We start from the raw sequence: 12,876 nt of genomic DNA on the forward strand, positions 1-12,876 counted from the left end.
AGCCGGGCAGCCGGGCAGCCGGGCAGCCGGGCAGCCGGGCAGCCGGGCAGCCGGGCCGGACCCCGCATGCCTTCTTGTCGTGAAGGCCCCGAACTCAGCACAGATTGGATCAGCATGGTTTCGCGACGCAGACTCCTGGGCTCCACGGTGGCCGCCGCCGGCGCCGTCGCGGGCTTCCTGCCCGCGTCTCCTCCGACGACCGCGCAGGCCGCCGGCCAGGGCCGGAGCAGTGTGATCGTGCGGCCCGGCGACCCCCGCTACACCGAGCTCGCCGGACGGGGCTGCAACACCCGCTTCGTCGCCACACCGGACGAGATCTGGCTAGTGAACTCCGCCGACCAGGTGGAGCAGGCGGTGAACAAGGCCATCGCCCTCGACCGGCGCATCACGGTCCGCAGCGGAGGCCACAGCTTCGAACGCCTGGTGGACGACCCGCAGTTCCGTCTCCTGGTCGACGTCTCGGAGATGACCGGCGTCACCTTCGACCCCCGGATGAACGCCTTCGCCGTCGAGGCCGGCGCCCGGCTCGGCGACGTCTACCGCGCGCTCCACGAGGGCTGGGGAGTCACCGTGCCGGGTGGCGTCTGCCCCGAGGTGGGCGTGGGCGGTCATGTGAGCGGAGGCGGGTACGGCCCGCTGTCGCGCCGCCACGGCCTCATCGTGGACCACCTGTACGCCGTCGAGGTCGTTGTGGCGGGCCGGGGCCGCACCGCACGCACCGTCATCGCCACGCGGGAGCCGGACGATCCGCACCGCGACCTGTGGTGGGCCCACACCGGCGGAGGCGGCGGCGCCTTCGGCATCGTCACGAAGTTCTGGTTCCGCACCCCCCGGGCCACCGGCGGCCCGTCCTCGCTGCTGCCCACGCCGCCCGCACGGATGCGGAACACCGTCGTGTCCTGGCCCTGGTCCGGGCTGACCCAGGCGGGCTTCACCCGCCTGGTGACCAACCACAACGCCTGGCACGCGGCGCACAGCGCCCCCGGCTCGCCATACTCCGTGCTGCACAGCTCGCTCAACCTGTACTCCAAGAACGCCGCCTGGGTGCAGCTGGAGATCCGCATGGATGCCACCCTCGCCGCGACGGGCCGGCTGCACGACGACTACATAGCCGCGGTCTCCGAGGGCGTCGGCGTCGAGCCGAGGGTCGACGTCACCGAGGGCACCTGGCTGGATATCACCCTCGAACCGACCGTCGTCCAACCGGGCTACACACGGCAGAAGTCCACGGGCGGACACATGCGCGAGGCTTTCACCCAGGGCCAGATAGCCGCGATGTACCGGTCCCTGACCGATCCGAACCACCTCAACGTCGGCCTGGTGTACCTGGCCGCCTACGGCTGCGCGATCAACACCGTCGAGCCCGCCGCCAGGGCGATCCCCCAGCGCGACTCCATCATGAAGTTCTGGTACACGTCCGTGTGGGTCGACCCGGCACACGACGACGCCGAGGTCGAGTGGCTGCGCACCCTGCGCGGGAACGTCCACGCGGCGTCCGGTGGATTCCCGGTGCCCAACGGGCAGCAGGACGGTGGGTACATCAACTACGCCGACGTGGACCTGCGCGATCCGCGCCAGAACCGGACCGGCGTGCCGTGGTACGAGATCCTCTGGAAGGGCAATCACCCCAGGCTGCAGCGGGTGAAGGACACGTACGACCCCAGGAACGTCTTCCGGCACGCACTGTCGCTCGACCCGTCCTGACGACCTTCTGATTTCCCCTCGGTGCGGGCGGACCGGCCGCGAGCAACGCCCGAACGGCCTCTCGGTCGGGGCGACTTCGCCATGCCCCGGCGGCGGACCTCGCCGACCTGCCCATCGTTCTCCTTCACCACGCGGAACCTTCCCCGACGCGGAGCCTTCTCCGGCGCGGAACCTTCGCGAGATCATCCGAAAGGGCCTCCACCTATGTCACTGCCCGACATGAACGCTGCGCGCCTGCCCCTGACGGCGGCCCAACGTGAGGTGTGGCTGGCCCAACAGTTGGCACCGAACAGCCGGCAGTACCGGATCTCCGAGTTCCTGGACATCGCCGGTGCGGTGGACGTGGCCGTCTTCGCGACGGCGCTGCGTCGCGCTGTCGCGGAGGCATCCGCCCTGCATCTGCGGTTCTTCGAGGACGACGGAGTGCCCTGGCAGGTCGTCGAGCCGCGTACGGACTGGGACTTCCCCCTGGTCGACCTCAGCGGCGCAGCAGATCCACGGGAAGCAGCCGAGGCGTGGATGCACGCCGAGACCGCCCGCCCGATGGACCCGGCCCGCGACACCCTGTTCTCGTTCGCCCTGCTGAAGCTCGGGCCGGACCGCTTCATCTGGTACCAGGGCTACCACCACATCGTGGTGGACGCGTTCACCTGGGCGCTCTTCGCCCGGAGAGTGGCCGCGCTCTACACGGCCCTCGCCACCGGCACGCCCACCGAGGAGTCCCCCTTCGGTCCGCTGCACCTGCTCCTCGACCGGGACGCCGACTACCGCACTTCCGAGGCGCATGCCGAGGACCGGCGCTACTGGATGGACCGGCTGGCCGACCTCCCGGAGCCGCCCCGCCTCGCCGGCCGCCCCCACAAGCCCCCGACCACGCGGCTCTGGCACAAGGCGGGCCTGCCCCAGGAGGTCGAGGCCCGGCTGCAGGACACGGCCGCCGCGGCCGGGGTGCGCCCGTCCGCCGTGCTGATCGCCGCCACCGCCGCGTACATGCACCGCATGACCGGAGCGGACCAGGTCGTGCTGGGCCTGCCGCTCTCCACCCGAACCGATGCCACCCTGCGCAGCATCCCCGGCATGGTCGTCAACGCGCTGCCGCTGCGCGTGGAGGTGCACGCGCACACCACAGTCCTGGAACTCGTGCGGCAGGTGTCCCAGGAGGTGGGCCAAGTACTGCGGCACCAGCGCTACCGGGTGGAGGACCTGGTCCGCGACCTCGGCCTGCCCGGCGGGATGAACGACCTGACCGGCCCGCAGGTCAACATCATGTTCTTCGACTACGACCTCAGCTTCGGCGAGGCCCGCGCCACCGCCCACCCGCTGTACTCCGGTCCGGTCGAGGACCTCTTCATCATGGCGTACGACCGCTCCGACGGAGCGGGGGTGCGGATCAACCTCGAAGGCAACGCCGATCTCTACGGAGAGGACGAACTGGCCGCACATTCGGGCCGCTTGATCCGGCTGATCGAGTCCTTCACCGCCGACGCCGAGCAGTCCGTCGGCGACATCGAGCTGCTGACCGCCGAAGAGCGGCAGGGTGCGCTGACGGCAGGAGCCGGAGCGGCCCGTGAGGTGCCGCGGGGTCTGCTGCCGGATCTGTTCGCGGCGCAGGCCGTACGGGACGGCCGCGCCACGGCCGTGATGTGCGGCGAGGACTCCTGGTCGTATGCCGAGGTGGACGCGGCATCGAATCGTCTGGCGCGCCTGCTGACCGGGCGTGGAGTGGGGCCGGAGCAGAAGGTGGCCATCGCGCTGCCTCGCTCGCCCCAGCTGGTGGTCGCGATCCTGGCGGTGCTGAAGGCCGGCGCCGCCTATCTGCCGCTGGACGCGGACTACCCCGCCGACCGGATCGCGTTCATGGTCGACGACGCCGCGCCCGCCCTGCTGCTGACCGGCCGGGACTGGGCGGGCTCGTTGCCTGAAACGGCCGTTCAGCGGGTGCTGCTGGATGATCCGGGCACGGCCGGGACGCTTGAGGACCTGTCCTGTGCGGCACTGACCGACGAGGACCGGACGACGCCGCTGCTGGCGCTCCACCCGGCCTATGTCATCTACACCTCCGGTTCGACCGGCACGCCCAAGGGCGTGGTGGTCACCCATGCCGGGCTGCCCCGGCTGGCCGCGGCACAGATCGAGCGCTTCGGGGTCGAACCGGGCAGCCGGGTGCTGCAGTTCGCGTCCACCAGCTTCGACGCCGCCGTGTCGGAGCTGTGCATGGCGCTGCTGTCCGGCGCGACGCTCGTACTGGCCCCCGGGGAGCGCCTGCTGCCGGGCGAGGCCCTGGCCGCTACCGTCGCCGAGTACGGCATCACCCACCTCACCCTGCCGCCGACCGCCCTGGCGGTGATGCCGCCCGGCAGCCTGCGGTCCGTCGTCACCCTGACCGTCGCCGGCGAACGGTGCTCGGCCGAGCTGGTGGCCGCCTGGGCCCCCGGTTGCAGAATGATCAATGCCTACGGGCCCACGGAATCCACGGTGTGTGCCACGATGACCGGCGCGCTCGCCGAGGACGCGGGATCGCCTCCGATCGGACATCCGATCGACAACGCGTGGTCGTACGTGCTGGACTCCAGCCTCCAGCCGGTGGCGGCCGGGGTTACCGGCGAGCTGTATGTCGCCGGCCAGGGGCTGGCACGCGGCTATCTGAACCGGCCCGGACTGAGCGCGCAGCGCTTCGTGGCCGATCCGTTCGGCCGCCCCGGCGAGCGGATGTACCGCACCGGCGATGTGGTGCGACGGCGTGCCGACGGGCAGTTGGACTTCCTCGGCCGTGCTGACGACCAGGTCAAGATCCGCGGCTTCCGCATCGAACCCGCCGAGGTGGAGTCCGTCCTCGCCGGCCACCCCGACGTGGCGCAGGCCGCGGTGCTGGTGCGCGAGGACCGGCCCGGGAACCGCCGCCTGGTCGGATACGTCGTTCCCGCACCCACCGCGGACGAGGGTCTCGCCTCCTCGGTGCGCGCCTTCGCCGGTGAGCGGATGCCCCGGCACATGGTTCCGGACGCCGTCGTGGAGCTGCCCGAACTGCCGGTGACCGCGCACGGCAAGCTCGACCGGCGTGCGCTGCCCGCCCCTGGGACCACCATCAGCACCTCACGCCCGCCGCGCACTCCGGTCGAGCGGATCCTGTGCGACCTGTACGCCCAGGTCCTCGGCGCCGAGGAGGTGGGGGCCGAGGACGACTTCTTCGAGCTGGGCGGACACTCTCTGCTGGCCACCAGCCTGATCTCCCGGATCCGCACCGCCCTGGGGGCCGAACTCCAGCTGCGCACGCTCTTCCGGGCACGTACGCCGGCCGAGGTCGCGCGGGCACTGGGCCGGGCCGGGGCGGTGCGTCCGCCGCTGGCGCCACAGGAGCGGCCGCGGCGGCTGCCCCTGTCGTTCGCGCAGCAGCGGCTGTGGTTCCTGAACCGGCTGCAGGGTCCTTCGGCGACCTACAACATCCCGCTGGCCGTGCGCCTGACCGGCGAGCTGGACACCGACGCGGTGCGTGCGGCGCTGGCGGATGTGGTGACCCGTCACGAGGCGCTGCGAACCGTCTTCACCGAGGTCGACGGTGTGCCCCACCAGCAGGTCCTCGACGGCCACGATGCCGCCCGGCTCCTTGCCGTGGCGGAGCCGCCGGCCGGGGAGCTCGACGGCGCGGTGACCGCGGCGGCGGGCCATGTCTTCGACCTCACCCGCGACATACCGGTGCGTGCGTGGCTCTTCGCGGCGGGACCCGCGGAGCACGTCCTGGTGCTGGTGGTCCATCACATCGCGGCAGACGGCTGGTCGATGCAGCCGCTGTGGCGTGACTTCTCCACCGCCTACGCCGCCCGACGCGACGGTCGCGCCCCGGACTGGGCCCCGCTGCCGGTGCAGTACGCCGACTACACCCTGTGGCAGCACCGGGTCCTGGGAGACGCCCAGGACCCGGACAGCCTCTGGGCGGAGCAGGTCGACTACTGGAAGCGGACGCTGGCCGACCTGCCCGAACGGATCGAGCTGCCGACCGACCGGCCGCACCCGGAGCAGGCCTCGCACCGGGGCCGGATCCAGCCGTTCAGGTGGGACGCCGAACTCCACGCGGGCATAGTCGAGTTGGCGCGCTCGTGCCAGGCCAGCCCCTTCATGGTCGTACACGCCGCACTGACCGCTCTGCTCTCCCGCATGGGCGCCGGCGCCGACGTGCCCGTGGGCATAGGCATCGCGGGCCGCACCGACCAGGCGACCGAGAACCTCGTCGGCTTTTTCGTGAACACCCTGGTCCTGCGCGCGGACACCTCCGGACGGCTCACCTTCCGGCAGCTGGTGCACCGTGTACGGGACAAGAGCCTTCAGGCCTACGCGCACCAGGACCTCCCCTTCGAGAGCCTGGTCGACATCCTCAACCCCACGCGCACGCTCTCCCACCAACCGCTGTTCCAGGTCGCCCTCGCCTGGCAGAACACACCGCAGGGACATCTGGACATCCCCGGCCTGGAGGCCACGGTGGAGACCGTGGACACCGGCACGTCGAAGGTCGACCTGTCCTTCCACCTGACCGAACGGCACACGGCCGACCAGGCACCTGCGGGTATCGCGGGCCTCCTCGAATACAGCACCGACATCTTCGACTCCGGCACTGCCGAGGCGCTGGGGATCCGCCTGCGGCTGCTGCTCGAAGCGGCCGTGGCCGACGCCGACCGGACCGTCGACGGCATCGACCTGCTGACCGCGCGGGAGCGGCGGGAGGCGCTGACGGCCGGCACCGGCGCGGTCCGGGAAGTGCGGCCCGCGGCGTTCCCGGAACTCTTCGAGGCCCAGGTCGCACGCGATCCGCAGGCCGTCGCCCTGATCTCCGGCGAACAGGGCCTGACCTACCGGGAGTTGGATGCCGCGGCGAACCGGCTCGCCCGGCTGCTCGTGGACGGGGGGGTGGGACCCGAGCAGGTGGTGGCGCTGGCCTTCCCGCGCTCGGCCCAGCTCGTCGTGGCGATCCTGGCCGTACTGAAGGCCGGCGCGGCCTATCTGCCGCTCGACCCCGACTACCCCGCCGACCGGCTCGGATTCATGCTGGAGGACGCCGCACCCGCGCTGCTGATCACCACCAGCGAACTGGTGGACGGGCCGCCGGAGACCTCGGTACGGCACCTGATCCTCAACGACCCCGTCACGGTCAAGACCCTCGACGGTCTCCCGGACACGGCGCTGACCGACGCGGAGAGGCCGGTGCCCCTGCTGCCGACGCACCCCGCGTACATCATCTACACCTCCGGCTCGACCGGGATGCCCAAGGGCGTCGTGGTCACCCACTCCGGGCTGCCCCACGTGACGGCGCTGCAGACGGAACGCTTCGGGGCCGGGCCGGGCAGCCGGGTGCTGCAATTCGCCTCCACCAGTTTCGACTCCGCCGTCTGGGAGCTGTGCTTCGCGCTGCTGTCCGGCGCGACCCTGGTCGTCGCCCCGAGCGACCGACTGCTGCCCGGTGATCCGCTCGCCGCCACCTGCGCCACGTACGGAATCACCCATCTCACCCTGCCGCCGACCTCGTTGGCGGCGATGGCGCCGGACAGCCTGCCGCGCGACATCACTCTGATCGTGGCCGGTGAGGCGTGCACGGCCGGTCTCGTCGAGGCCTGGGCGCCCGGCCGCAGGATGATCAACGGATACGGCCCCACCGAGGCCACGGTGAGCGCGACGATGACCGACCCCCTCACCCCCGACGGCAGCGCCCCGGCGATCGGCTACCCGAACGCCAACGCGCGCGTGTACGTCCTGGACGAGAGCCTGCAGCCGGTGCCGCCCGGTGTGCCGGGCGAGCTGTACGTGACCGGACCGGGGCTGGCCCGCGGCTACCTGGGCCGCCCCGGACTGACCGCCCAGCGCTTCGTGCCCGACCCGTTCGGCGCGCCCGGCGTGCGGATGTACCGCACCGGCGATGTGGTGCGACGGCGTGCCGACGGGCAGTTGGACTTCCTCGGCCGTGCTGACGACCAGGTCAAGATCCGCGGCTTCCGCATCGAACTCGGCGAGGTCGAGTCCGCACTGGCGGCCCACCCCGGCGTCGCACACGCCGCGGTGGTGGTGCGCGAGGACCAGCCCGGCAACAAGCGCCTGGTCGGGTACGTGGTCCCCGCGCCGCCGGAGGCTGGGACCGACGGCCCGGAGACGGGCGAGCACATCGACGAGTGGCGGGACATCTACGACGCGATCTACGAGCAGGACCCTGCCGTCGAAGCCATGGGCGAGGACTTCGCCGGATGGAACAGCAGCTACGACGGCGAGCCCATCCCGCTGGAGCAGATGCGGGAATGGCGACGGGCCACCGTCGAGCGCATCCGCGAGCTAGGACCGCGGCGCGTCCTGGAGATCGGCGCGGGCAGCGGGCTGCTCCTCGCGCACCTGGCGCCGCACGTGGAGTCGTACTGGGGCACCGACATATCCGCGCCGGTGATCGACCGACTCCGCCGGCAGATCGCCTCCGAGCCCGGCCTGGCCGACCGGATCGAACTGCGCTGCCGTGCGGCCGACGACTTCACCGGTCTGCCCTCCGGACACTTCGACACGATCGTCGTGAACTCGGTAGTCCAGTACTTCCCGCACGCCGACTACCTCGCCCAGGTTCTCCGCTCGGCCATGGAACTCCTCGTCCCCGGTGGCCGGATCTTCCTCGGCGACGTGCGCGATCTGCGTCTCGTCCGCAGCCTTCGCACCGCGGTCCAGCTGCACCGCGCCTCCGCCGGAGCCCAGCCGGCGGACGTGCGCCGGGCTGTCGAGCACGACCTGCTGCTGGAGAAGGAGCTGCTGGTCGCGCCGGAGTACTTCACGGCCCTGCCGACCCGGATGCCCGCCATCGCCGGAGTGGACGTCCGCCTCAAGCGGGGCCGCCACCACAACGAACTCACCCGGCACCGCTACGACGCGGTCCTCCACAAGCGGCCCGCCGGCCCGGTCCGGGGTGCTGCCCCGGACCCGGCGGAGGCGTCCCACCTGACCTGGGACCGGCAGGTGAACGGGACCGCGGACCTGGACGACCTGCTGCGCCGCCGCCCGGCCCGCCTATACGTGTCGGGCATCCCCAACCTGCGGGTCACGGGTGAGACGGCCGCACTGCGCGCGGTCGGCACCGGACGTCCGGTGGCGGACGCCCAGCGCCTCCTCACCCACCCCGACGCCTCGGCGATCGACCCCGAGGCACTGCACGAGCTCGGCGAACAGCACGGCTACCGGACCATCGCCACCTGGTCACCGACGGGCGAGGGCCGGTTCGACGCCCTGTTCGTCATCTCCGAAGCCCCGGCCGACGACGTCTCGGCCGAGGCGTACCGTGCGGCGGCGCCCGGCGTCGTCGGGCCCCTCACCAACCACCCCGCCGCGTCGCACCAGATCACCGCCCTGGGCGCCGTGACCCGCGACTTCGCCGGTGAGCGGCTGCCTCAGCACATGGTCCCGTCGGCGGTCGTGGTCCTTCCGGAGCTGCCGGTGACCGCCAACGGGAAGCTCGACCGGCGGGCCCTGCCCGCGCCCGATCCCACCGCGGGCACCTCCCGGCCCCCGCTCACGCCGGTCGAGCAGGTGTTGTGCGACCTGTACGCCCAGGTGCTGGGTGTGCAAGTCGTCGGCGCCGAGGACGACTTCTTCGACCTGGGCGGCCACTCCCTCCTCGCCACCCGGCTGATCTCGCGGATCCGGACCACTCTGGGAGCCGAGATCCAGATCCGCACCCTCTTCAAGTCGCCCACGCCGGCGGAGCTCGCCCTGGCCCTGAACCAGAGCGAGGTGGCGCGCCCAGCCCTGGACGTCCTGCTGCCGTTGCGGTCTCGCGGCAGCCGTCCACCGCTGTTCTGCACGCACCCGGCCGGTGGACTCAGCTGGCCCTATGCCGGACTCCTGAGCCACCTCGGCCCGGACCGTCCGCTGTACGGGGTGCAGGCGCGCAGTCTGACCGAGCCGGACTTCATGCCGGGGACGATGGAGGAGCTGGCCGCCGACTACGTACGGGAGATGCGCACGGTCCAGCCGCACGGTCCCTACCACCTGCTCGGCTGGTCCTTCGGCGGCATGGTGGCCCACGCCATGGCCACCCGGCTGCGCGAGGAGGGCGAGGAGGTCGGCCTCCTGGTGCTGCTCGACACGTACGTCCGTGGCGAGGGATCCCCTGAGGAAGCCCCCGAGGCCGGTGAGCAGCAGATCTTCGGGCTCCTGCTGGACGCCGCCGGATACCGCCCGGAGGACGTGGCGGGGCAGGAACTCAACCGCGACCTGGTGGTGGACCTGCTGCGCCGCAGCAACCTCCTGCCGCCGGAGATCCTTGAGGACAACGCGCTGACCGCGATGGTCGAGACCTACAGCCACAACATCGGTCTCCAGCACAGGTTCACGCCCGGGCGGCTCGACGCCGACGTGCTGCTGTTCACCGCGTCGCCGTCCGACACCGGCATGGACGTCACGCCGGAGCTCTGGAAGCCCTACGTGACCGGCACGATCACCACGCACCCGATCGTCGGCGAGCACCAGAACCTGATGCGTCCGCACGCCCTGGCACAGCTCGGACCGGTCCTGCGCGCCGCACTCGACCGGGCCGCCCAGAACGAGCACGCCCCAGAAGCCGAACGGAGCTGATCACCATCTTTGTCATGACGGCCGAACAGGAGGCCATACGGGAGACCGCGACGGCCTTCGCCGCGGAGTACCTCGAACCGGGCGCCGTGGAATGGGACCGGGAGAGCCACTTCCCCGTCGACGTGCTGCGCAAGGCCGCCGAGCTCGGCATGGGCGGCATCAACGTCCGGGAGGAGTCGGGCGGTTCGGGACTTTCCCGAAGCGACGCGGTCCTCGTCTTCGAGGCGCTCGCGGGCGGGTGCCCGTCGATCTCCGCGTACCTGTCCATCCACAACATGGTCGCCACGGTGATCGACACGCACGGTGACCGCCGACAGCGCGATCGCTGGGTGGGTCGGCTGTGTCGCATGGACGATCTGGCGAGCTACTGCCTGACCGAGCCCGGCGCCGGTTCGGACGCGGCAGCCATCCGGACCCGGGCGGAGCGCGCGGGCGACGCGTACGTACTCGACGGCACGAAGCAGTTCATCTCCGGAGCGGGAACGTCACAGACGTACCTCGTGATGGCCCGCACCAGCGACAGCGGAGCTCGCGGCATCACCGCCTTCATCGTGGACAGGGACGCGGACGGGCTCTCCTTCGGCGCCGAGGAACGCAAGATGGGCTGGAAGGCCCAGCCGACCCGGCAGGTGATCATGGACAGGGTCGTGGTTCCCGAGGGGAACCGGATCGGCGCCGAGGGCGAGGGGTTCAAGATCGCCATGAAAGCCCTCAACGCAGGACGGATCAACATCGCCGCCTGCTCCCTGGGGGGTGCGCGCAGCGCCCTGGAGCGCACGCTCTCCCACCTCGCGGCGAGGGAGGCGTTCGGCAGCCGGCTGCTGGACATGCCGACGATCCAGTCCCAACTGGCCGAGATGGCCACGTCCCTCGAAGCATCGAGGGCGTTGCTCCAGCGCAGCGCGACCGCGCTGGATCAGGGGGCCGCGAACGCCGTCGACCTGTGTGCCATGGCCAAGGGCTTCTGCACGGACGCGGGTTTCGCGATCGCCAATCAGGCGCTCCAACTCCACGGCGGATACGGCTACCTGTCCGACTACGGGCTGGAGAAGATCGTCCGTGACCTGCGCGTCCATCAGATCCTTGAAGGCACGAACGAGATCATGCGGTTGATCGTGGGCCGGGGCATGGCCTCCCGGGTGTGACGGCGGCCGCCCCGCGGACGAGGGGCGGCCAAGGGCGATTCAAGGTCGGTTCAAGACGGGGCGGCGAGAGCTTTCGAGGGCGCGGCCCATGGAGGAGACAACCACGATGCGTGTCCTGTTTGTCACGTTCCCCTGGCGGACCCACTTCCAGGCCTCTGTGCCATTGGCCTGGGCCCTGCAAACGGCCGGCCACGAGGTGCGGGTCGCCAGTGGTCCGGAACTCACCGAGGTCATCACCGGATCGGGCCTGACAGCGGTCCCTGTCGGCTCGGACGAGCCCGTCCTCGCGAAGCTGGAGCGGTCGCAGGCCGAGATGTTCCAGCGGATCGCCGAGGAGCACGGGGCGGCGGACGACCTGCTGAGCGATGTGTCCGAGAACCGGGAGGAGGAGCTCACCTGGGAACGCCTGCGCTGGCTGTACCGCTACCTCACCGGGACCTTCAAGGCCATGAACGACTCGATGGTCGGGGAACTGGTGGAGTACTGCCGCTGGTGGAAGCCCGACCTGATCGTCTGGGACTCCCTCAGCCACGCCGGCTCGATCGCCGCCACCGCGGTGGGGGCCGCCCACGCGCGCATGCCCATCGAGCTCGACGTGGAGGTCCGGATGCGGCGGCACTTCCTGCGGGTCCGCGAGGAGCAGGCCCCGCAGGACCGCGAGGACGCCCTGGGGGAGTGGCTCGGCAACTGGGCGCAGAAGTACGGCAAGACGTTCTCCGAGGAGATGGCGACCGGGCAGTTCACCATCGAGCAGATGCTGGGTTCGATGCGGGTGGAATCGGACGTCCCCCATGTCCCCGTCCGCTACCTCCCGTACAACGGGCCGTCCGCCGTGCCGGGCTGGGCCCGACGTGATCCGTCGAAGCCACGCGTCCTGGCCACCTTCGGAGTGACCCAGGAGAAGGACGCGGCGGGACAGGCCCTGTCCATCGAGCAGTTGCAGGGAATGCTGGACTCCGTAGCCGACCTCGACATCGAGCTGGTGCTCACGCTCCCCGCGCACCTGCAGAAGGAACTGGAGCGCGTCCCCGACCACACGAGAATGGTGGAGTTCGTCGCACTGCACTCCGTCATTCCGTCGTGCTCGGCGGTCATCCATCACGGCGGGGTGCCCGCCTTCCTCGTCTCGATCGCCCACGGGGTGCCACAGCTGATGATCAGCCGCGTCGTCCCCGACGTCGGCGAGCGCGGCCCGCGTCTGCACAAGGCCGGGGCCGGGGTGTGGATCCCGGCGGACGAGCAGGAGGAGACGAGCGGCGCGCGCATCCGGGAGCACCTCGTGCGGCTCCTGGACGATCCGGCGTTCCGCGAGGGTGCCGGGCGGCTGCGCGACGAGCTGCTCGCCCAGCCGACACCCGCCGAAGTGGTCCGGGAGCTGGAGCTGCTCGCGGACCGGTGCCGCAGCCGATAGCCCGTAACCAAGAGCCGGACGACCGGCCGC

At 71.3% G+C, this 12,876-nt stretch carries 4 protein-coding genes; all 4 read left to right on the forward strand.

The features are described from left to right. Positions 1 to 114: 114 nt before the first annotated feature. The 4 genes from CG740_RS05975 (at position 115) to CG740_RS05990 (ending at position 12,846) form a co-directional block, all read left to right on the forward strand. The gene (locus CG740_RS05975; protein ID WP_100573885.1) at positions 115 to 1,704 is read left to right on the forward strand and encodes an FAD-binding oxidoreductase; all 1,590 of its coding nucleotides are present in this window, start codon (positions 115 to 117) and stop codon (positions 1,702 to 1,704) included. A gap of 219 nt (positions 1,705 to 1,923) precedes the next feature. Continuing rightward, positions 1,924 to 10,290 carry a non-ribosomal peptide synthetase gene (locus CG740_RS05980; RefSeq protein ID WP_159030238.1) on the forward strand — a complete coding sequence of 2,789 codons (8,367 nt, stop codon included), beginning with the start codon at positions 1,924 to 1,926 and terminating at the stop codon, positions 10,288 to 10,290. Next, the gene (locus CG740_RS05985; protein WP_100573887.1) at positions 10,290 to 11,435 is read left to right on the forward strand and encodes an acyl-CoA dehydrogenase family protein; all 1,146 of its coding nucleotides are present in this window, start codon (positions 10,290 to 10,292) and stop codon (positions 11,433 to 11,435) included. Before CG740_RS05980 ends, CG740_RS05985 begins: the two co-directional genes overlap by 1 nt. Before the next feature lie 106 nt (positions 11,436 to 11,541). Then, entirely contained in the window at positions 11,542 to 12,846 is a 1,305-nt protein-coding gene (locus CG740_RS05990; RefSeq protein WP_159030239.1) for an activator-dependent family glycosyltransferase, read from the forward strand. Positions 12,847 to 12,876 lie beyond the last annotated feature (30 nt).

The sequence above is a fragment of the Streptomyces sp. CB01201 genome (assembly GCF_002803085.1).
GTDB classification, from domain to species: domain Bacteria; phylum Actinomycetota; class Actinomycetes; order Streptomycetales; family Streptomycetaceae; genus Streptomyces; species Streptomyces hundungensis.

Coding starts and splice junctions, on each gene's coding strand:
- CG740_RS05975 (WP_100573885.1), top strand. CDS start 115: ATGGTTTCGCGACGCAGACTCCTGGGCTCCACGGTGGCCGCCGCCGGC.
- CG740_RS05990 (WP_159030239.1), top strand. CDS start 11,542: ATGCGTGTCCTGTTTGTCACGTTCCCCTGGCGGACCCACTTCCAGGCC.
- CG740_RS05980 (WP_159030238.1), top strand. CDS start 1,924: ATGAACGCTGCGCGCCTGCCCCTGACGGCGGCCCAACGTGAGGTGTGG.